The sequence below is a fragment of the uncultured Mycobacterium sp. genome (genome assembly GCF_964249325.1).
GTDB lineage: Bacteria > Actinomycetota > Actinomycetes > Mycobacteriales > Mycobacteriaceae > Mycobacterium.
Window position 1 is genome coordinate 1 of sequence record NZ_CAXUCH010000065.1, and the last position, 19,161, is coordinate 19,161.

19 protein-coding genes and 1 pseudogene (1 of these 20 only partly in view) are annotated in these 19,161 nt (G+C 64.4%); 4 read left to right on the plus strand and 16 right to left on the minus strand.

Annotation, left to right across the window (positions count from 1 at the left end; genetic code table 11):
- Positions 1-107: 107 nt before the first annotated feature.
- The 6 genes from ACFE99_RS10630 to ACFE99_RS10655 are packed head-to-tail and all read right to left on the minus strand — an operon-like array spanning position 108 to position 5,628.
- Positions 108-1,640 carry an acyl-CoA synthetase gene (locus ACFE99_RS10630; RefSeq protein WP_375484997.1) on the minus strand — a complete coding sequence of 511 codons (1,533 nt, stop codon included), beginning with the start codon at positions 1,638-1,640 and terminating at the stop codon, positions 108-110.
- Between the two features lie 9 nt (positions 1,641-1,649).
- Complete coding sequence (locus ACFE99_RS10635; protein ID WP_375484999.1) at positions 1,650-2,519, minus strand: enoyl-CoA hydratase-related protein; 870 nt, start codon at positions 2,517-2,519, stop codon at positions 1,650-1,652.
- An 8-nt stretch (positions 2,520-2,527) separates the two neighbouring features.
- Positions 2,528-2,764, minus strand: a complete 237-nt coding sequence (locus ACFE99_RS10640) for a lipoyl domain-containing protein (RefSeq protein WP_375485001.1) — start codon at positions 2,762-2,764, stop codon at positions 2,528-2,530.
- On the minus strand, positions 2,757-3,755 hold the full coding sequence (locus ACFE99_RS10645; RefSeq protein ID WP_375485031.1) for an alpha-ketoacid dehydrogenase subunit beta: 999 nt from the start codon (positions 3,753-3,755) through the stop codon (positions 2,757-2,759). The genes ACFE99_RS10640 and ACFE99_RS10645 overlap by 8 nt, the downstream gene beginning before the upstream one ends.
- An 11-nt stretch (positions 3,756-3,766) precedes the next feature.
- The gene (locus ACFE99_RS10650; protein WP_375485003.1) at positions 3,767-4,765 is read right to left on the minus strand and encodes a thiamine pyrophosphate-dependent dehydrogenase E1 component subunit alpha; all 999 of its coding nucleotides are present in this window, start codon (positions 4,763-4,765) and stop codon (positions 3,767-3,769) included.
- On the minus strand, positions 4,765-5,628 hold the full coding sequence (locus ACFE99_RS10655) for a mycofactocin-coupled SDR family oxidoreductase (protein ID WP_375485005.1): 864 nt from the start codon (positions 5,626-5,628) through the stop codon (positions 4,765-4,767). Before ACFE99_RS10655 ends, ACFE99_RS10650 begins: the two co-directional genes overlap by 1 nt.
- Before the next feature lie 328 nt (positions 5,629-5,956).
- Between ACFE99_RS10655 and ACFE99_RS10660 the strand changes: the two genes are divergently transcribed.
- Positions 5,957-7,177: a CaiB/BaiF CoA transferase family protein gene (locus ACFE99_RS10660; protein WP_375485007.1), complete on the plus strand. Its 1,221-nt coding sequence runs from the start codon at positions 5,957-5,959 to the stop codon at positions 7,175-7,177.
- On the opposite strand, the gene ACFE99_RS10665 is transcribed toward ACFE99_RS10660, so the two are convergent.
- From ACFE99_RS10665 to ACFE99_RS10695, 7 genes are all read right to left on the minus strand, one after another.
- Positions 7,178-8,431, minus strand: a complete 1,254-nt coding sequence (locus tag ACFE99_RS10665) for an acyl-CoA dehydrogenase family protein (RefSeq protein WP_375485009.1) — start codon at positions 8,429-8,431, stop codon at positions 7,178-7,180.
- Positions 8,428-9,561 (minus strand): acyl-CoA dehydrogenase family protein, encoded by a 1,134-nt coding sequence (locus ACFE99_RS10670; RefSeq protein WP_375485011.1) that lies wholly within the window; start codon positions 9,559-9,561, stop codon positions 8,428-8,430. Before ACFE99_RS10670 ends, ACFE99_RS10665 begins: the two co-directional genes overlap by 4 nt.
- A 136-nt stretch (positions 9,562-9,697) precedes the next feature.
- Positions 9,698-10,660: an alpha/beta hydrolase gene (locus ACFE99_RS10675; protein WP_375485013.1), complete on the minus strand. Its 963-nt coding sequence runs from the start codon at positions 10,658-10,660 to the stop codon at positions 9,698-9,700.
- A complete protein-coding gene (locus ACFE99_RS10680) occupies positions 10,620-11,054 on the minus strand; it encodes a hypothetical protein (RefSeq protein ID WP_375485015.1) in 435 nt (144 codons plus the stop codon). The genes ACFE99_RS10675 and ACFE99_RS10680 overlap by 41 nt, the downstream gene beginning before the upstream one ends.
- A 13-nt stretch (positions 11,055-11,067) precedes the next feature.
- On the minus strand, positions 11,068-12,231 hold the full coding sequence (locus ACFE99_RS10685) for an amidohydrolase family protein (RefSeq protein WP_375485017.1): 1,164 nt from the start codon (positions 12,229-12,231) through the stop codon (positions 11,068-11,070).
- Complete coding sequence (locus tag ACFE99_RS10690) at positions 12,228-13,274, minus strand: amidohydrolase family protein (RefSeq protein WP_375485019.1); 1,047 nt, start codon at positions 13,272-13,274, stop codon at positions 12,228-12,230. Before ACFE99_RS10690 ends, ACFE99_RS10685 begins: the two co-directional genes overlap by 4 nt.
- Positions 13,271-13,630, minus strand: a complete 360-nt coding sequence (locus ACFE99_RS10695) for a Rieske (2Fe-2S) protein (protein ID WP_375485021.1) — start codon at positions 13,628-13,630, stop codon at positions 13,271-13,273. The genes ACFE99_RS10690 and ACFE99_RS10695 overlap by 4 nt, the downstream gene beginning before the upstream one ends.
- 174 nt (positions 13,631-13,804) lie before the next feature.
- On the opposite strand from ACFE99_RS10695, the gene ACFE99_RS10700 reads away from it, so the two are divergent.
- Both ACFE99_RS10700 and ACFE99_RS10705 read left to right on the plus strand, forming a co-directional pair.
- On the plus strand, positions 13,805-15,019 hold the full coding sequence (locus tag ACFE99_RS10700) for a cytochrome P450 (RefSeq protein WP_375485023.1): 1,215 nt from the start codon (positions 13,805-13,807) through the stop codon (positions 15,017-15,019).
- On the plus strand, positions 15,016-16,173 hold the full coding sequence (locus ACFE99_RS10705; RefSeq protein ID WP_375485025.1) for a Zn-dependent alcohol dehydrogenase: 1,158 nt from the start codon (positions 15,016-15,018) through the stop codon (positions 16,171-16,173). Before ACFE99_RS10700 ends, ACFE99_RS10705 begins: the two co-directional genes overlap by 4 nt.
- On the opposite strand, the gene ACFE99_RS10710 is transcribed toward ACFE99_RS10705, so the two are convergent.
- From ACFE99_RS10710 to ACFE99_RS10720, 3 genes are read right to left on the minus strand one after another with little or no spacing between them, the layout of a single operon-like run.
- Entirely contained in the window at positions 16,170-16,916 is a 747-nt protein-coding gene (locus ACFE99_RS10710) for an SDR family NAD(P)-dependent oxidoreductase (RefSeq protein WP_375485027.1), read from the minus strand. The two genes, ACFE99_RS10705 and ACFE99_RS10710, sit on opposite strands and share 4 nt — an antisense overlap.
- A gap of 3 nt (positions 16,917-16,919) precedes the next feature.
- Positions 16,920-18,140: a cytochrome P450 gene (locus ACFE99_RS10715; protein WP_375485033.1), complete on the minus strand. Its 1,221-nt coding sequence runs from the start codon at positions 18,138-18,140 to the stop codon at positions 16,920-16,922.
- Positions 18,141-18,151: 11 nt separating this feature from the next.
- The gene (locus ACFE99_RS10720; protein WP_375485029.1) at positions 18,152-18,928 is read right to left on the minus strand and encodes an LLM class flavin-dependent oxidoreductase; all 777 of its coding nucleotides are present in this window, start codon (positions 18,926-18,928) and stop codon (positions 18,152-18,154) included.
- Positions 18,929-19,054: 126 nt separating this feature from the next.
- Here ACFE99_RS10720 and ACFE99_RS10725 point away from each other — a divergent pair.
- Positions 19,055-19,161, plus strand: a pseudogene (locus tag ACFE99_RS10725) (acyl-CoA carboxylase subunit beta) (its annotated part continues 1,072 nt past the right edge of the window); the annotation flags it as partial.

A 19,161-nucleotide genomic window follows, 5' to 3' on the forward strand; every position in this document is an offset into this window, starting at 1 on the left:
TCGCTGTAGTACCGCTGCTTGGGAATCCTGTCCGGGACCTCCACCGCCCACGGCACCGGCAGCGGCGTCCAGTTCTTAGTTGTCGCCATGGCTATTCCTCGTTCACTTCAGACGATTCGCGACGTCCGCCCCTGCCAGTAGCGGTCGCGGATGCGCCTCTTGTACAGCTTTCCGTTCGGGTCGCGGGGCAACTGCGGGTTGAAGTCGACTGTGCGCGGGCACTTGTAGCCGGCGAGGTGGGCTCTGCAATAGGCGATCAGCTCCGCCTCGAGGGCTGCACCGGGCGTAACGCCCTCGGCCGGTTGCACCACGGCCTTGACTTCTTCCCCGAATTCGTCGTTGGGAATGCCGAATACCGCCGCGTCGACCACCTTGGGATGCATCACCAACAGGTTCTCCGCCTCCTGCGGGTAGATGTTCACCCCGCCCGAGACGATCATGAACGTTGAGCGGTCGGTGAGATATAGGTAGCCGTCTTCGTCGACGTAGCCCACGTCGCCCAGCGTGCGCCAACCGCGTTCGTTGCAGATCGACGCCGTCTTGGCGGGATCCTTGAAGTACTCGAAGTCGGGGCCGCCCTCGAAGTAGATTTCGCCCGGCTCGCCGACGGGAAGCTCACGTCCGTCCTCGCCGACGATATGCACTGCCGTGAGTGGCTTGCCGACTGAGCCGGGGTGGGCCAGCCATTCTTCGGGCCCGATCGTGGTGCCCGCGAAACCTTCGGTGCCGCCGTAGTATTCGTGAATGATGGGGCCGAACCACTTCATCATCGCTTGCTTGACGTCGACCGGGCATGGAGCCGCAGCGTGCAAAACGCACTTCAGGCTCGAGACGTCGTACCGTTGGCGGACCGGCTCGGGCAGTTTGAGCATCCGCACGAACATCGTCGGTACGAACTGGGCATGGGTGACCCGGTGGGCCTCGATGCGCCGCAGCACTGTCTCGGCGTCGAACTTCTCCATAAGTATTGCCGCCGCGCCGACACGGTGGACCGCCATGGTGTAGTTGACGCCGGCCGCGTGGTAGAGCGGCGCCGGCGAAAGGTACACACTCGAGGCGTCCATGCCGTAACGGTGGCGTAGCGCCAGTTCCAGCACTGCCTGCGCCCACGACCCGTTGTCCGTGGGCAGCGGGCGGCGTACCGCCTTGGGCCGCCCGGTGGTTCCGGACGAGTAGAGCATCTCGGTGCCGTCCGATCGCGGCGGAGCATCGCCCGCCGCTGCCAGGGCGTCCTCGTAGTAGCGCCAGCCCGGCAACCGGCCGCCGACGCTGACGAAAACGTCCAGCCCGGAACAGCACTCGAGGATTCGTGGCCCCAGCTGAGCGAAGCAAGAGTCGACGAACAATGCGCGGGCCTCGCAGTCGGAGACGATGTAAGCCACCTCGTCGAAGGTCAGGTGCGTGTTGACCGGCGTGTAGTAGAGGCCGGAAAGCTGGCAGCCCCAAGCAATTTCGAGGAACTCGGGGCGGTTCGGCAGCACGATGGCCACACCGTCGCCTCGGCGCAGCCCCGCCTCGTCCAACAGCGCGGCGACGGCCTGGCTGCGGCTGTACAGCTCGCCGTATGACATCCGCTTACCGTCCGCGGCGATCAGCGCCGGAGACTGCGAGGCGTGTCTCGCGTTGTCGGCAATGTTCACCGACAATCCTTACGCTTGCGCGGATTCCGCTGGTTCTGATGCCGCTGCCTGGCGGCGGGCCATCTCCGAGGGTTTGATCTTGCCCTTGAGCACCTGCTGCACCAGGGCCTGCACGTCCGCACTCAGCGACGCCAGCGCGACCAGGTCGTTGGAGCTCTGCCAATGCACCCGCATGCCCATCAGCTCCCAGGCGCGTTTCAAATTCGCCTTGGTCGCCAACAGTGTCGTCAGCGGAGCCTGGGCGATATGACGGGCAATCGCCTCGACACGCGATTCGAGTTCGTCGCGCGGGACCACTTCGTTGACCAGACCGATGGCTAGCGCTTTCTGGGCGTCGATGATCTCCGCCAGGTACAGGTAGTAGGCCGCACGACGCCAGTTCATGAAAACCCACGGCTCGATGGAGCATTCGCCCGACGGCATGCCGAAACCCTGCAGGGGCGGGTACTGGAAGTAGGCGTCGTCCGATGCGATGACGATGTCGGTGGTCAGCCCGTAATGGGTGCCGCCGCCGACGCAGTAGCCGTGCACCTGCGCGATCGTCGGCTTGGAGAACTCCCATAAGTTCAGCACCGGTTTGACGAACAGGTCGGTCTGCGGCTTCCACGGCGTGCCGGTGTGTTTGAAGCCCTCGACGAATTCCGGATAGTCGACGGCGTTGTTGCCGATGGCATGTCCCGAGCAGAATCCGTTGCCGTTGGCCTTGACGATCAGGACCTTGATGTCGTAGTCGCGGTCCGCGTCGGCCAGCGCGGCGTCCATCTCCTCGACCAGCTTTTGATCCTGGGCGTTGGCCTTTTCGGGCCAGTTCAGCGTGATCCGTGCGATGGCGCCTTGCTTTTCGTAGATGGTCCGCTCACGGGTCTCTTTCGAATCCATACCTTGTCCTATCGCTTGATTACACCAATCTCCGCGCCGATGTCGTAGTTGGCGCCGACTTCTGCCTTCCACTGCACGATGCCCGATGCACCGGCCTCGATCTCTTGTTCCGCCTTTTCAGTTGCGATGACGTAGATCGGCGCGCCTTCCTCGACGTGTTCGCCGTTTGCGACGAGCAATTCGACGAGTTCGGCCTCGGACACGGCGACGGAGACCCGCGGGATGCGAATCACGAAGTCACCCATGCGCGCTCACCGAGCGAAAGGTGCGCTGCGCCGCGGTGACGATCCGCGCCGGCGACGGGTACACCTGAGCCTCGAGCGCGGGGGTTGCCGGGTTGGGGACGAATCTGGCGCCCACCCGTTCGATGGGTGCGGCGAGCTCACCGAACAGTTCTGATTGCAGGATGGCGGCGATCTCGGCGCCGGGTCCGCCGAACTGGACGGCGTCGTGGACGACCACGACTCGGCGGGTACGGCGGGCGGACTGGGACATGGTCTCGACGTCGAGTGGTACCAGCGTGCGCAAGTCGACGACCTCGGCGCTAATGTCCTGCTCCTGCAGGATCGCCGCGGCGGCGAGCGCGTCGTGAACGCTGCGCCCGTAGCTGATCAGGGTCACATCGGTCCCGGGTCGCTTGATTTCGGCGCGACCGAGTGGGATCGCAAATCCCGGATCGACAGGCACTGAGCCCCGTTGGCCTTGCAGACGGATGGTTTCGACGAACAGGCAGGGATCCTCGTCAAAGATCGCCGATGTCAACAGGCCTTTGCCGTCGCGGGGAGTGGACGGCACGACCACCTTCATCCCGGGAATATGCATGAACCATGCTTCGAGGCTTTGCGAATGCGTCGCGCCGGTAGCCAGCCCGCCGTACACCTGGGTTCGTACCGTGATTGGCACAGTCGTGCGCCCGCCGGTCATGAATCGCAGCTTCGCTGCATTGTTGATCAACTGGTCAGCGGCGATACCGATGAAATCCATGATCATGATCTCGGCCACCGGTCGCAGGCCGTCGATCGCCGCACCGATCGCCGCCCCGACGATCGCGGCCTCCGAGATTGGCGTGTCCAGCACGCGGTCGCTGCCGTATTTGGTCGAAAGCCCCGCGGTAGGGCCGGTCGCGCCGGGATCGGCGATGTCCTCGCCCAGCAAGAACACTCGCTCATCGGCCTGCAGCGCCTGGTCCAGCGCGAGGTTCAGCGCCTCGCGCATCGTCATCTCTTTCTCCTCCATGCCCGGCTCGCTCATACGGGGAATGCGATCGGATCGGCGTACACGTCGCGCTCGAGTTCCTCGACCGCGACCGGCTCGGCGCCCATGACGGTCTGCAATGCCGCTTCGACGGTTTCGGCGGCGTCGCGCTCGATACGGTCGAGCTCATCGTCGCCGCAGATGCCGGTCGCGGCGAGATGGCTGCGGAACCGCGGCACCGGGTCGGCAGCCATTGCCGCGGCAAGCTGATCCTTGGGGATGTACGGCATCCGGTCACCGAAGTAATGGCCGCGGAAGCGGAAGGTCACGCACTCCAGCAACGTCGGGCCGTCGCCGCGCCGGGCCCGGTCCAACGTTTCGTCGAGCGCCGATTTCACCGCGAGCGGGTCGTTTCCGTCGACGCGGACGCCCGGCATGCCGTAGCCGGCGGCCCGGTCGGCGACGCGCTCGAGCTTCATCGTGTGTTCGGTCGGTGTCATCTCGGCGTAGCGGTTGTTCTGGCACAGCAGCACGATCGGCAGGTCCCACAGCGCGGCCATGTTCGCCGCCTCGTGGAAAGAACCGGTGTTGGTCGCGCCGTCGCCGAAGCTGACCACGGTGACCCGGTCAAGCCCTTTGCGTTTGGCCGCCAACGCCAGACCTACGCCCACCGGCGGTCCGGCACCGACGATTCCGGTCGAGAACATGACGCCCTTGTCCGGCTTGGCGATATGCATGGTGCCGCCCTTGCCGCGGCCGGCACCGACGGTACGGCCCAGCATCTCGCCGTAGATCTCTTCGAGCGGAACGCCCTTGCCGATCAGATCGTGCAGCCCACGGTAAGTGGTCACCAACTGGTCGTCGTCCCGCAGCGCGACACCCATCGCCGCGGCGATAGCCTCCTGTCCACGCGAGGGCCAGTACACGCACATAAATTCGCCGGTGCCGATGCCCTTGGAGAGCCGGTCGTCGGCGGCCTTCATCAGCACCATCAACTCGTAGATGCGCCGTTGGGTGACCGGAGGCGCTTCTGCCGACACCGACGGCTCCATCACACTCCCGACCAGGGCTTTACTTTGAGGAAGCCGCCCGCGTCTACGCGCAGTTGCTGGCCGGTGATATAGCGGGCGGCGTCGCTGGCGAGGAAAACGACGGCCTCGCTGATGTCCTCAGGTTCGACGTAGGGAATCGGCATGGCCTGGATCAGCGGGAACGACAGCTCCGCGTCGTCGCGGGTCGGGTTCTGCAGGTCGGGCCGGAAAGCCCGGTACATCGGCGGGCTGTGCAGCATGTCGGTGTTGCAGTTCGTCGGATGGATCGCGTTCATCCGGATGAACTTCGGCGCCAGTTGCAGCGCGAAGTCGTTAACATAATGTGCGACAACTTGTTTGGCGAATGCATACCCGGCTCCACCGGGGCCGCCGTCGATGCCGCTGGTGTTCATCGACGCCATGAACGCCGCCACTGATCCGGTCACGATGATCGACGCGCCGGCCTGCAGATGCTTGAGGCTGGCGTGCACGAGGTTGATCACGCCGACCAGGTCTACGTCAACGGCATCGGCGAAGGCCCGCGGTGGCAGCCCCGCCGTCAGCGGGCAGATGCCGGCATTGGCCACCACGATGTCCAGTCGGCCAAACTCAGCGACGCCGCGATCGATCGCCTCGGACAGGGCCGCCCGGTCGCGAACGTCAGCGACCGCGGTCAGCGCGCGCTGGCCTTCTTTCTCGACGAGTCTGGCCGTCTCGTCGAGGTCCTCCGGCCGGGCCAGCGGATACTCGTTGGTTTCGATGTCAGCGCAGAGGTCTACCCCGATGATGTCAGCGCCCTCCGCGGCGAGCATCCGCGCATGCGAACGACCCTGACCGCGCGCGGCCCCGCTGATCAGCGCCACCTTGCCCGTCACCCTGCCCATAGCCGGTCCTTCCTGAAAACTCACCAACGACTCAGGCGCCCAATGTCATTCGTGGCAACCCCACGGCGCATCGGCGCAAGGTTTGCACCACCGCCTACCCAGTCCCCGCGCTCATCGTCCTGACCCGGCCGGAGACCGGGACCAGGCGAACCTTCGACTTCATCGCATCTCTTCCACGAAGCCGCGCGGCGGCCTCTACGGGATACTTATAGTATCTAGAATACTTAAAATAGAGAAGACACCGACTGCGATGTGTAGGTTCGGGGATTTCTCCTTGAATGGCTCTTGCATTCGGCAGCGATTCGGGCTGAGCGGAGGATGGTCAGAAATGTCAGGCGTACTCAGTGGCGTCCGGGTCGTCGAGCTGGCGTCGTGGACCTATGTGCCCGCCGCTGGTGTGGCGCTGGCGGACTGGGGCGCCGACGTCATCAAGGTAGAGAGCGTCACCAGCGGCGACCCGGGCCGAGCACTCGTCATCGGGGGATTCACCCGACAAGCCGCGCGTGCCGACACCGACTTCATTCTCGAGCTGAGCAACCGCGGCAAACGCAGCATCGCATTGGGTCTCAAGTCCGCCACGGGCCGCGAGATCTTCGGCCGGCTCCTGGCCCAAGCCGACGTGTTGCTCACGAACTGGCTGCCCGCCGCGTTGGAACGGGCACGCCTGACGGTCGAGGATATCCGCGGCTTCAACCCGAACATCATCATTGCCCGCGGAACGGGGTTGGGGGTGCGTGGGCCTGACCGTGACCGGGGCGGATTCGACGCCGCCACCTACTTGGCTCGTGGCGGAGTGGCCTACACGCTTACCCCGTTTGGAACCGAGTACCCCGCCGTCCAGGGCCCGGCCTTCGGCGACCTGCAGGCCGGAATTACGTTGGCCGGCGGCATCTGCGGCGCACTATTTCATCGGGAACGCACCGGCGAGCCGACAATCGTGGACTCCTCGCTGTTGGCTCAGGCGATGTGGAGCATCGCGCCCTCGATTTCGGTTGCCGACCTGTTCGGTATCGACGGAATCCCTGGCGCCCCTCCCGGATTGGCGATAAATCCCCTCGTCAACAGATACAAAACGAAGGACGGCCGGTGGATCCAGTTGGTCTTTTTGCAGCCCGACAAGTTCTGGGCAGGCTTCTGCGAGCGGATAGGTCTGCCCGAACTGGCCACGGACCAGCGCTTTGTGCCGTCGTCGAATCTGGTGGCCAACGCAGCTGCGGCGACAGAGGTGATAGCAGCCAAATTCGCCGAATACGACCTCGACCACTGGCGCACGGCGCTGGCCGATGAACCGGGAGTGTGGGCCGCGCTGGCCACTCCACGCGAGGTGCTCAATGACCCGCAGGCCAAACCCAACGGCTACTTGGTAACCAATAGGGACGACCACGGCGTCGAGTACGAAATGGTCGCCCCCCCAGTGCAATTCGATGAGACACCACCGCCGCCGGCCCGCGCGCCCGAGCACGGCCAGCACACCGAAGAAATACTGCTGGAGCTCGGTTACAACTGGGACGACATCGTCAAGGCCAAGGACAGCGGCGCAACCCTTTAGTCAGCTTGATTTGCCGTGGCGCACCTGCTTGAACGGCACACCACGGTCAGCGGCGTATTCGCGCGGAAAGCCCAGCACCCGTTCCCCGATCACATTGCGGGCCATCTCCGTGGTGCCACCACCTATGGCAACTGTCTGCCGTGACAGGTACCGCAGGCCATGTTCTAAGCCCTCTCCCTCTCCGCCGACTACACCAGCGGTACCCGCAATAGCCAGGGCGGTGTCCATGTCCAATGTCACCGTGTCGGAATGGAAAAGTCGGATCAATGTGCCGGCGGCCGGCGGCAGGGTGCCCTCCAGCACGCTGCGGTACACATGCTCGGCGAGCTGGTCGCTGACCGCGCGGTGCACCAGCACCCGGCCGGCCATCTCGCGCACTCGTTCGTTGTCGGCCTGCCCGGTCTTGGTGGCCAGGGCGACGAAATCCACCGGTGTCGAGCGACCGCCCTCGCTGCCGCTGCCGCTGGCGAATTCCGAACCTTGTCCCACCGCGCGGCGCTCGTGGTAGAGCTGCCGGGACGCGACCGTCCAGCCTTGGTCCACCTCCCCGACAACCGCATCGTCGCCGACCTCGACGTTATCGAGGAACTCCTCACAGAACTCGGTTGAACCGTTGAGTTGGGTGATGCGCCGCAAGGTAATTCCCGGATGTGCGATCGGCACCAAGAACATAGTCAGGCCCTCGTGCTTGGGCACATCCCAGTTGGTACGAGCCAGGCACAATCCGTAGTCCGCCGCGAATGCACTGGTGCTCCACGTCTTCGCGCCGTTGATCACCCACCGGTCCCCGCGGCGCTCAGCGCGGGTCATCACGCCGGCCAGATCCGATCCGCCGCTGGGCTCGGACAGCAGCTGCACCAGCACTTCGTCGCCGCGCAAAGCCGCGGCGATATGGTGCTTTTTCTGTGCCTCGCTGCCGGTGTCAAGCAGCGTGGCACAACATATGGTGAACGTCGGCGTGTTGAGGATCAGCGGCATCTCGTAGTTGATGCTTTCCTCGTTGAAGGCTTTCTGATATTCGTAATCAAGCCCGAGCCCGCCGTATTCACGTGGAAAGCAGATCCCGGCGAATCCGCCTTCGTAGAGGCGCTTTTGCAGTTCGCGCGCCCGCTGCCAGGAGCGTTCATCGTCGCGGTTGGCCGCCGGCGGTGAGGCTGGGTCAATCCGCGGCATGCTGGCGGCCAGCCACGCTCGGGCGCGGGCGCGGAACTGGTCGACCGATTCGCCGGCGGGCGCCGACCCGTTGTCTGTCATCGCGACGATTCCTTCCACGCATACACCCGCAGGTTGTGTTCCTCCGGTGTGCCGAACATGGAGCGGTACAACACAACCCGCCGCAGATACAGGTGCAGGTCGTGTTCCCAGGTGACCCCGATGCCGCCGTGCATCTGCACACAGTCCTGCACAATCGCCGGAGCCTTTTCACCCACATAGGACTTGGCGATGCTGGCCAACAACGCCGCCTCGGGTGAGCGTTCGGCGACCGCCGCAACCGCGGCCCCTGTCGTCGCGCGAGAAGCTTCCAACCAGGTTTTCATGTCGGCGAAACGGTGTTTGAGCGCTTGGTAGGACGCCAGGGGACGCCCGAACGTGTGTCGGTCCAGCGCCCACTTAACCGTGAAGTCGAACACCGTCTGCAGAATTCCGGCCACCTCCGCGCACTGCAGCACCTGCGCGATCTGGCTCTGCCGCTCAATCAGTGCCGTGGTCTCGCCCGGTTTGCCGACAACCGCGGAGCGCTCCACTTCCACACCGTCGAAATGCACACGCGCGTACTGCTTGACGAGATCGACCGACGGCTGCGGTTCAATCCGAACGCCGGGCGCGGTCGTCGGAACCAGAAACTGGCGGATCTCGTCGTCGCTGCGTGCCACCACCAAGAGCATGTCGCTCTGCGCGCCGGCCTCCACGCGGTCTTTGACACCGTCGATGCGATAGCCCGAGTCGTGCGGCGTGGCGGTGACCGACGGCTCCAGCGGCGCCCACCTCCGGCCCGGCTCGTAAACCGCCCATGTCGCCACCGTCTCGCCGCACATCAGCGATTCGATCGTGGCGGCGTGCGCGTCATGCTCACCGCATTCGACCAATGCGCACAGCACGGTGCTGACCGGGTACAGCGGTCCGGGCGCCACGGTCTTGCCGATCTGTTCGGCGACCATGGCCAAATCGGCAATACCGCTGCCGGAGACGGTGCCGCCACCCAGCTCCTCCGGAACCAGCAGGCCCGTCCACCCCAACTGGGCTGCCCGCCGCCACCACGCGCGGTCGAAGGACACTCCCGCGGCGTGGAGTTCGCGCACGTATGTCAGCGGCGCTTCTTTCTGCAGAAACGCCTGAGTGGTCGACGCGAAGAGCGCCTTCTCGGGGGACTTGACCGTCGTCATGATTGTGGCCAGGCCTTCCTTCGGTCCTGCCGGTCAGTCCCGCTCGGGATCCGCGGCGCCTCCGATGGTAGCAATGAGCAATACAGTAAGAGCTACCGGAGTTCAGTCGATACGACGCTGACGGGCGGCCGGTCGATTACACTGCGAACGCGCGGCGAAGTACCTGAGCATGCAGGGCGCTGCTTTCCCGGGAGACCACCCAGTCCGGCACCGTCGAATCGAAGCCATGAAATGTCGCGGCGACCACGTGCAGTTCGGTATGCACGTAGGCGTGCAGGAGCCGGTTGGCGTAGTCGATGGCTTCGTCTCGACACGGGTCGATCTCGGCACCGCTGATGAACGCCGGCGGCAGCCCTTCCAGGTTGGCCCGATGCGCCGGGACGTGGTGGGCTTTGACCACACTGTGGCCGAGGTAATGGCCCCACGCCCGGCTGACCGCCGGCCCGTTGAGGCCGGGCGTGCGCTGGAATTCCCGCCGCGACGGCGTGGCATCGGAGTCGAGCATCGGCTGGTGCAGGATCTGCACCCGGATCGGCGGGCCCTCCTCGTCGAACGTGCGCTGGGCCAGGCTTGCGACCAGTGCGGCACCGGCATCGCGGCCCATCACCGCCACCCGACTGCCGTCGGCGTCGAGGCGAGCACAGTTGTCAATGGCGTAGCGGAACGCGGCCTGCACGTCGTCGAGTGCGCCTGGGCAGGGGTTTTCCGGTGCTAGCCGGTAATCGACCGACACGACGAGGCATCCGGCGGCTCGGGCCAACTCCACACAGTGCGCATGATCGGTGTCGAGATTTCCGGTCACGAACGCGCCGCCGTGGGCATACAGCACCAGCGGCGCCGCGGACTTGGTGAGACCGCGGTAGAGCCGAAGGTTCAGCCGCGCGCCGCTGGGCCCGGTGATGGACCGCGGCTCGATCGCGACACCGCCGGTGTCGACGGCCGCGGCGCGCTCGGCGGCCGCTCCGTTGGCTCTTTGCCGTTCGGCCGGCAGCGACTCGGTGCTGAACTCGACAATGTCGAGTTTGGCCGCGGCCTCGCGCAGCGCCGGATCGATTCTGCTAAGGCCTTGCGGCCGTGCGCGATTGGTCTCGGTCGTCATTGGCCCCCTCCAGGTAAACCTGCGATTCCATGTGGTGGAAGATCCGGTAGCGCTCCCCCCGTGTCACCAGCAGCCAGGTGATCCAGCTGGTCCCGGTGTGCGCGACGTCGGATTCATGACCGGTGAAACTCCATCGGCTCAGCAGAACCGCCCGGGCTAACCCATCGGCGAGCACATCGGTCGAGCGTAACTGCGACGACACCGACGCGTGCCTCAAGCGGCTACCGATGCGGGCCCAGTGCCGGTCAAGTTCTTCGCTGCCGATCAGCGGCATTGCGTACTCGTCGGCTAGGTAGATCGGCAGCGGGCTACGCCGCTCCCAAAGGCTTGCCAGACCCGCGATGTCAAGCGTCGACCATTTTTCGTCGTACTCGCTGACCAGAGCGGCCAGCACGTTCCAAGAGGGGTCAGGTGGCACCGACGGGCGGCCGTTCGCCGGGAAGGGCCTTGACGGTCGGCGGCAGCCCATACAACGCCATGGCGTTGCCGCGCATGATCCGGTCCCGCTGGCGGCGGGGGAACCGGTTCATCGCATACGTCGGCGCGTCGTAGCTCCAGTGCGGATAGTCCGTCGAGAACATCAGGTTGTCGCCCACATCCATCATCCCCACGTACTCGCGGAAGACTGCGACGTCGGCGTCTTCGAGCGGTTGAGTGGTGAACCGGACATGTTCACGGACATACTCAGATGGCCGACGGCGCACCAGCGGCAGGTCGGCGCGGCGTTGTTCCCAGATGCGGTCCATTCGCCACATCACCGGCATCGCCCAGGTGAAGCCACCCTCAATGAATACCACCCGCAAATCGGGATGCCGATCGAATGCCCCGTCGAACACCAGGCTCATCAAGTGCGACACGTAGAGCAGCGGCCATGAGGCGAAGAAGTCGTGCCAGTGCGCGGGGTTGCCCACGGGGTATATCGGGATGAGTTCGAACGGCGTCTGTCCCATCAGGCGCGTGGCCACAGGTAAACCGTGGCGCGACGCCGCCTCGTAGAGCGGATCGAAATGTGGGCTGCCGAAAGGGATTCCGCGAGTCTGCGGTGTCATCAGAACCTGCGCCATGTAGGGATGTCCCGCCCACCGTTCGACTTCGCGCGCCGCCAGCTCGGGTGTCTGCGCACTGACGCTAATCGAGCCCCGCCACCGGCCGTGCTTGTTGAATTTCTCCAGCCAGACATCGGCGAGCCAGTCGTTGTACGTCGACTTCAATACATGCTCGGCCTGCGGCAACTGCGCATCGCACATCGGTTCCAGCGACGCGATGCTGACCCCGGCGTCGACCAGCAGCTGCTTGGCCGCGTAGTCCGGGTCGGTGCCCGCGTATCCCCCACCAGGCGGGCTGGCGTCGACACGCAGCGACATCGTCTTGTACGAGTCTGGGGTGTCGTAGAAGTGCGGCACCGGGGTCACGGCGTTGCCGGTCGACCAGATTTTGTCCACCCACTCGGCCGGTGCATAGGACTTGAGCACGTCGGTCGAGACCGGCAGCGGGTGCACGTCGGTGTCGACGATGCTCACCGCGATCTCGTCTTGTGCTGTCGCCGACTCGACTGTTTGGACCGTGGTCATGGCACACTTCCTTTTACATCAAGCCCATACAGTTCACCGGCGTTGCGCCAGAGCACTTTTACGCGTTGCGAATCCTCAAGGCCTAGGGCCGCGACTTCCGGCGAGGACGTCGACCAGTGCGGGTAGTTCGATCCGTACATCAACATATCCGCCTTGCCGGAGAAATCCATCCACCTCGGCATCTGATTCGTGTCGATCGGCCCGTCGAATGCCGACGAGCAGAACCGAACATGACCAGGCAGGTAGTCGCTCGGATAGCGGTCGACCCAGGGCGTCTGATCTCGCATCGACAGCCAGAACGTGTCCAGCCGCCACATCAGCGGAGTGAGGATGTCATATCCACCGTCAGCGAAGACGAACCTCAACTCGGGATGCCGCCCGAAAACGCCTTCGACGATCAGCGTGGCGAGGTGGACGAAGTAGTTCAGCGGCATGAACGCCGCGTATCCGGGATAGGTGTGCGCGTGTCCGGCGAAGGTGGGCGGGTAGTCAACCCCGTTGCCGCCGTTGATGTGTACGGCCACTGGGAGCCCATGTCCTGCGGCGGCCTCCCAGATGGGCTCGAACATCGGTTTGCCGTAGGGCTCGCGCGACTGCATCGGGATTCCGACCTGGACCAGCTTGGGGTGACCGGCGAGTCGCTCGATTTCGGCGACCGCACCCTTGGGGTCTTCCGGGTTCACCCGGATGGTGCCACGGAATCGGTTGGCGGTGTCGGGCTCCAGCCATCGGTCGAGCAGCCAGTCGTTGACCGCGGCGCAGATCCTGCTGTTGAGCAGATAGTCGGCGATGTTTCCACGGGTCAAGGGGTTCAAGATGGCGTAGTCCACGCCGAAGTCGTCGAACAAATGCCGGCTGACGGTTTCCGGATCGGAACCGGGGTAATGCTCTCCGTAGAGGTCTTGCCGATAGTCGCCGCCGGGAGCCTGATACCACTGCTGCTCGACGTCGGGGATTGCCCGCAGCCGGTGGGCAGCCGGGAGATAACGCCGAATCTCGGCGTTATCGCGGAAATGCGGTTGGACGTTAGCGTCAATGATCATGCCGTCAGGTACACCTCCCCGTCGGCGATGTCGACCTGGTAGGTGCGCACGCGCCGGCGCAGATCAGCGATGTTCTGACCGGTGGTGAGATCGAACTCCCAATTGTGCCAAGGGCATCGGACGATGTGTCCGTCACGGGTCCGACGTACTCCGTCGGGCGCGCCTGGGTCGGCTTCGTTGGTCCCGCCGACATAACCCAAGCACAGCGGCGCGCCCTCATGGGAGCAATAGTTGACGATCGCGTGCAGGGTACCGCCGACGTTGTAGACGCCTACGCCGAACTTGCCGACGTCGACCAACGTCATGGTGCCGGGCGGCAGCTCGTCTAGGGAACATACGAATCGCCGTTTCAGCACGCCCTCCTTGACAATCCCCAGGTCGATACCGTTCCGGTTACCGTAAACACTACAACCCATTGGGCTTAGTTGCTATTTATATTATGATAGCGAGGTTCAACTCTGACGATTCGCTGACCAGGGCGCGGCGGTTCCGCGCGAACCGCCGTTACCGGTTGCTCAGGAGGCATGCTGATGACGATCAGCGCCGACGCACACGGCCAATCCGTGGCGCTCGACACGACGGGTGAGACCAGCCCCTACCCATTCTTCGAATACATGAGGCGCACGGAGCCGGTGTGGCATGGGACTCTGATGGACCATTCCAAGGTGCCGCCCGAACTGGTGCCCGACGACGAGTGGGTCTTGTTCGATTACGACAGCGTCTTCCAAGCATTCCGCGACGACCGGATCTTCAGTTCGTATGCCTACGATCAGACAATCGGACTGGTGATGGGCCACACCATCTTGGCGATGGGCGGCAAAGAGCATCACGACCACCGCAACCTGGTGGCCAAGGCGTTTCGGGCTACGGCGCTCGAGCGCTGGGAACCCTCCGTCATTGGGCCGGTCTGTGATCAGCTGGTCGACGAGTTCAAGAACCAGGGCACCGCCGACCTAGTAAAGGCGTTGACGTTCGAGTTTCCGACCCGCATCATCTCCACCCTGCTCGGGCTTCCCCGAGAGGATCTTGCTTTGTTCCGGCGCCTGTCTTTTGACCTGATCTCCATTCAGGTGGACATCGAGGCGGGACTGAGAGCGTCCATCGAGCTACACGACTATTTCCTCAACCAGGTGGAGCAAAGACGCCGCAAGCGCACCGACGACATCATCGGTGATCTGGTCAGCGCCGAAATTGAAGGTGAGAAGCTCACCGACGAGGCAATCATCGCGTTTTTGCGGCTGCTGTTGCCCGCCGGGCTGGAAACCACCTACCGGTCGTCAGGCAATCTGCTTTACCTGCTGCTGACCCATCCCGAGCAGTTGGCGATGGTCTACCAAGACCGGTCATTGATCGCCGCCGCGATCGAAGAGGGCCTGCGCTACGAAACACCGCTGACCACGGTCGTGCGCACCGCCACCCAGGATGTCGAAATGCGCGACAAGACAATCCCTTCCGGCGCACAAGTCGACTTGTGCATGGGATCTGCCAACCGCGACGAAACCCGCTGGAACGTACCAAACATGTTCGACATCCGGCGCCCGCGCCAGGCCCATATCGCCTTCGCCGGCGGAATCCACATGTGCCTCGGTATGCACCTTGCCCGGCTGGAAACCCGGGTGATGCTGAACAGCTTGCTCGATCGCGTCGCGAACCTGGCGTTGGTTCCCGACGAGGACACCAGGATCGTCGGGCTTACCTTCCGGTCGCCCAACAAACTTCCGGTCACCTTCACGCCGGCAGTATGAAAAGCCGGGGCGCGATCCTGCACGATGTCGGCGGGCCGTGGTCAGTCGAAGAATTCGAGCTCGACCCACCACGGGCAGGAGAAGTGATGGTCGAGATGGCCGCCGCCGGATTGTGCCATTCCGACGACCACATCCTCAAAGGCGACTTGTCGGCACCCAACGAGGTCCTTCGGTCGCTGGGCCTGCCGACCATGTTCCCGACGATCGGTGGCCACGAGGGATCAGGAGTCGTCCGTGAAGTCGGCGACGGTGTAGCCGATTTCGCGCCGGGCGATCACGTGGTGATGTCGTTCGTGGCGGTGTGCGGGCAATGCCGCTGGTGCGCGAGCGGCATGGAGTACATCTGCGATGCTGGGATCGGCACCCTGACCCCGGGGATGCCCACCGACGGCACTTTCCGCCATCACACCGCCGACGGCAAACCGCTGGGTCACCTTTCGAAGATCGGTGCATTCGCCGAATTCACTGTCGTGGCATCGAATTCGCTGGTGAAGATCGAACCCGATCTCCCGCTGCTGCCCAGCGCGCTACTGTCGTGCGCTATCCCCACCGGATACGGCTCGGCCGTTAACCGCGGCGGTGTGCGCGGCGGCGATACCGTCGTCGTGATCGGCGCCGGCGGCATCGGCACCGGCGCAATCCAGGGCGCGCGGATCAACGGCGCCGCGCAAATTGTGGCGGTCGACCCGGTGGAGTTCAAGCAGAAGTCTGCCCTGCAATTCGGCGCCACCCACAGCACCGCAACGGTCAGCGAGGCGTTCGACTTGGTGGCTGGGTTGACCTACGGGGTGATGGCCGACGTTGTCGTGGTGTCACCGTCCTTGATCAGCGCTGACGACGTCCGGGACGCTCTGAGCCTCACCCGCAAGGGCGGCACGTGCGTGCTCACCGGGATGACGTCACAAACCACCCGGTCAATCAAAATTGACCTGCAAGACTTCATCCTGATGAACAAAACCATGGCCGGTACGGTGTTCGGTTCGTGCAACCCCAAAGCCGACATCTCCCGGCTGGCCAAGCTCTACCAGACCGGCCAGCTGCTGCTCGACGAGATGATCACCCGGCGATATCGCCTCGACGACATCAACAACGCCTACGCCGACCTGCTCAACGGTGAAATCATCAGGGGAGTCATTGATTTCGGGAGCGGTTAAGCTGGCGGACGGTTGTCCTTCTTCGGTGTCAGCCGCTGCAGTTGGCCATAGGCGTCGATCGGGCTGTGCAGCGCCAGGCCGCCGTCGGCGTGCACGACCTGTCCTGTCACCCAAGGTAATTCGATGACTCCGACGATAGCGCCTGCCACGTCACCGGCTTCGCCCAGCCGGCCCAGCGCGGTTCGCTCCTCCAACGCCTCCACCCAGCCGGGCAGTCGTTCCGCTTCCGCCAGCATCGGTGTTCGGGTGACGCCGGGTCCCACCGCGTTGACCCGGATGCCATAGCGGCCCCACTCCACCGCGGCCACCTTGACCAGCATGTCTATCCCCGCCTTGGACACGCAGTAAGCACCCATGTCGCGGTCGGCCACCGTGCCGCTGATGCTGGAGACCGCGACGATCGATCCGCCGGTCCCGGCGTCGACCATGGCCTGCGCGACGGCGCGCATCGTCAGCCAGGTGCCGGTGAGGTTCACTGCCAGCACCCGCTCCCACTCCTCATGCCGCTGGGTCAACAGCATCCCGGAAGCACCGATTCCGGCGCACGCCACCAGCCGCGTGGGCACCGCATGCTCGCGCAAGGTCACCGCCATCGCCGCGGAGACCGATTCGGGATTGCTGATGTCGCATTCGATATCGCCGCCAACCTGGTCCCACACCACGACGTCATGGCCCGCGTCCCGCAGCAGCGCGGCGACCTCGCGCCCGATTCCGGAGCCACCGCCCGTCACCACGGCAGTCATACTTCACCGAAACGAGTAACGAACCGGCAAATGCTTAAGCCCGCCGACGAACGTCGTGGCGACATACTGCGGGTCGCCGGCCAGCTCAATGGATTCCAGCCGCGGTAGCAGCTCGGTGAAGAAGCTGTTGACTTCCATACGGGCCAGCGCCGCGCCCAGGCAGAAGTGCACCCCGTAACCGAACGCCAAGTGCTTGTTGGGATCACGGCCCACATCGAAGCGCAACGGGTCGTCGAACACGTCCTCGTCGCGGTTGGCCGACACGTAGGAGAGCAACACCGACTCCCCTGCGGCGATCGGCGCACTGCGCACGGTGGTGTCTTCGGCGGCGGTGCGCATGAATTCCTTCACCGGGGTCACCCAGCGGATCATCTCCTCTGTGGCCAGCGGCATGAGCGACAGGTCCTCGCGCAACCTGGTGAGCTGCTCGGGGTTTTCGATGAGAGCATGCAAGCCGCCGGAAATCGTCGCGCTGGTCGTGTCGTGACCCGCGGTGGCGACGATGAGGTAGTACGACACGGTGTCGATGTCCGACAGCGGCTCCCCGTCGATGCGGGCGTTGGCGATCGCCGACGCGAGATCCTCGGTCGGATGTTCGCGCCGAGAAGCGGTGACGCCGTTGAAGTATTGGAACATGTCGAGCAGCGCGGGCAGCTGGTCTTCGTTGGTGCTGCCTCGCTTGAACTCGGCGTCGTCGCTGCCGAACAGTTCCTGGGTGAGCTTGAGCATCCGCGGGAAGTCTCCCTCGGGGATACCCAGCAGCGACATGATCACGTAGAGCGGGTAGTTGACCGCGACCTCTTGCACGAAGTCGCATTCCGGTCCCACCTCGATCATCTTGTCGACGTAGATCCTGGCCAATTCGTCGACGCGGACCTTCAGCGCTCGCATGGCCTTGGGGCGGAACCAGTCTGCGCCGATCGCGCGCACCACCCGGTGCTGTGGGTCGTCCATGTGGATCAACGTTCTCACGCCCGCGGCGGCTTGCAGCTCATCACCTTCTACAGTGGTCAGGACCGGCCGCGGCCAGTTGGTGAACAGCATGTTGTCGCGCTCAATATCCATGATGTCAGCGTGTTTGGTGATCGCCCAGAATGGCCGATAATTCGGCACGTCCACCCATGAAACCGGGGCATTTGCACGCAGATGAGCCAGCGCTGCGTGCAATTTCGGCTCGTCGGTATACGCCATCGGGTCGGCTAGCAGCTTGGCGGCCTCGTCCATTGTCCGTGTGCTCATGGGTTGTTCCCCACTGACTTCCGTTGCGCCCGCAGCTCTTCCAGCACGCCGCGAACAGCGGTCTCCGACAGCTGAGGCGGTAAGCTCGGCACGACCCGGTCGATCACGCCGTCGCAGCGATCTCTGATCTTGTCGGCGAGCTCGTCAAGCTCGGCCACCACGGCGAACGCGTTCAGCATGTCGTCGCCGATGAGCGAGCCCATGGTGTCCCATTCACCGCGCCGCGACAGTTCGTGAAGCTCGGTTTGCAGGTCACCCCACCCGTGCAGCTCGAGAACCTTGCAGTAGGCGGGCGTCGATCCGTAGAAGGCGATCTGTTTGCGCGTGGCGTGGGTGTAGAACTCGCCGTCGAATCGCAACGGCGTGCCATCGCGCCACGTTGACCAGATCGCCCGCAACGCCAGTATGAACTCGCGCATGCGGCGCACCGGATGACTCCACGGCATGCTGAACCGCTTCTCGATGTGCGCCTGAATCTGCGAGCCGAGGCCGAGAATGAACCGGCCCCGCGAGTATGCCTGTAGGTCCCAGCCGACGTTGGCCACAGTCATCGGGTTGCGGGCGAAGGCCACCGCGATGCTTGTCCCGAGCTCGAGTGTCGAGGAGTGCTCCGCTGCCAGCACCAGTGGCAGGAACGGATCGTGGCTGACTTCGGCTGTCCAGCAACCGTCGTAACCCTGCCGCTCCAATGCAGCCACCGCCTGTGGCACGCGAGCGAGCTGAGTGGAAACGCCTCCATCGACCTTGAGCCTCGGCGTAGCCGGGGTGTTCATTCGCGTGCGTTTCCCGGTCGCGCGCGACACCCACGGCTCATGGCAGGTAAGCTACAGTAAGCCGTTCGGTAGGGTCAACGTTTCTGGCCCGTTGCGATGCGCGAGTTGCCGAGTTAGGACGGGAGCATGACGAAGTCCCCCCACTGGCAGGAGACGCTCGACGACCTCGCCCGTCGGCGCGAACATGCCCGTGGCATGGGCGGGCCCGAGCGGCTCGCCAAGCACCGCGACAA

Excerpts from the sequence above, each read along its gene's own strand:
- ACFE99_RS10635 (WP_375484999.1), bottom strand. The coding sequence starts at position 2,519 with ATGGATTCGAAAGAGACCCGTGAGCGGACCATCTACGAAAAGCAAGGC.
- ACFE99_RS10640 (WP_375485001.1), bottom strand. The coding sequence starts at position 2,764 with ATGGGTGACTTCGTGATTCGCATCCCGCGGGTCTCCGTCGCCGTGTCC.
- ACFE99_RS10645 (WP_375485031.1), bottom strand. The coding sequence starts at position 3,755 with ATGGAGGAGAAAGAGATGACGATGCGCGAGGCGCTGAACCTCGCGCTG.
- ACFE99_RS10650 (WP_375485003.1), bottom strand. The coding sequence starts at position 4,765 with ATGGAGCCGTCGGTGTCGGCAGAAGCGCCTCCGGTCACCCAACGGCGC.
- ACFE99_RS10655 (WP_375485005.1), bottom strand. The coding sequence starts at position 5,628 with ATGGGCAGGGTGACGGGCAAGGTGGCGCTGATCAGCGGGGCCGCGCGC.
- ACFE99_RS10660 (WP_375485007.1), top strand. The coding sequence starts at position 5,957 with ATGTCAGGCGTACTCAGTGGCGTCCGGGTCGTCGAGCTGGCGTCGTGG.
- ACFE99_RS10665 (WP_375485009.1), bottom strand. The coding sequence starts at position 8,431 with ATGACAGACAACGGGTCGGCGCCCGCCGGCGAATCGGTCGACCAGTTC.
- ACFE99_RS10670 (WP_375485011.1), bottom strand. The coding sequence starts at position 9,561 with ATGACGACGGTCAAGTCCCCCGAGAAGGCGCTCTTCGCGTCGACCACT.
- ACFE99_RS10675 (WP_375485013.1), bottom strand. The coding sequence starts at position 10,660 with ATGACGACCGAGACCAATCGCGCACGGCCGCAAGGCCTTAGCAGAATC.
- ACFE99_RS10685 (WP_375485017.1), bottom strand. The coding sequence starts at position 12,231 with ATGACCACGGTCCAAACAGTCGAGTCGGCGACAGCACAAGACGAGATC.
- ACFE99_RS10690 (WP_375485019.1), bottom strand. The coding sequence starts at position 13,274 with ATGATCATTGACGCTAACGTCCAACCGCATTTCCGCGATAACGCCGAG.
- ACFE99_RS10700 (WP_375485023.1), top strand. The coding sequence starts at position 13,805 with ATGACGATCAGCGCCGACGCACACGGCCAATCCGTGGCGCTCGACACG.
- ACFE99_RS10705 (WP_375485025.1), top strand. The coding sequence starts at position 15,016 with ATGAAAAGCCGGGGCGCGATCCTGCACGATGTCGGCGGGCCGTGGTCA.
- ACFE99_RS10710 (WP_375485027.1), bottom strand. The coding sequence starts at position 16,916 with ATGACTGCCGTGGTGACGGGCGGTGGCTCCGGAATCGGGCGCGAGGTC.
- ACFE99_RS10715 (WP_375485033.1), bottom strand. The coding sequence starts at position 18,140 with ATGGACGAGGCCGCCAAGCTGCTAGCCGACCCGATGGCGTATACCGAC.
- ACFE99_RS10720 (WP_375485029.1), bottom strand. The coding sequence starts at position 18,928 with ATGAACACCCCGGCTACGCCGAGGCTCAAGGTCGATGGAGGCGTTTCC.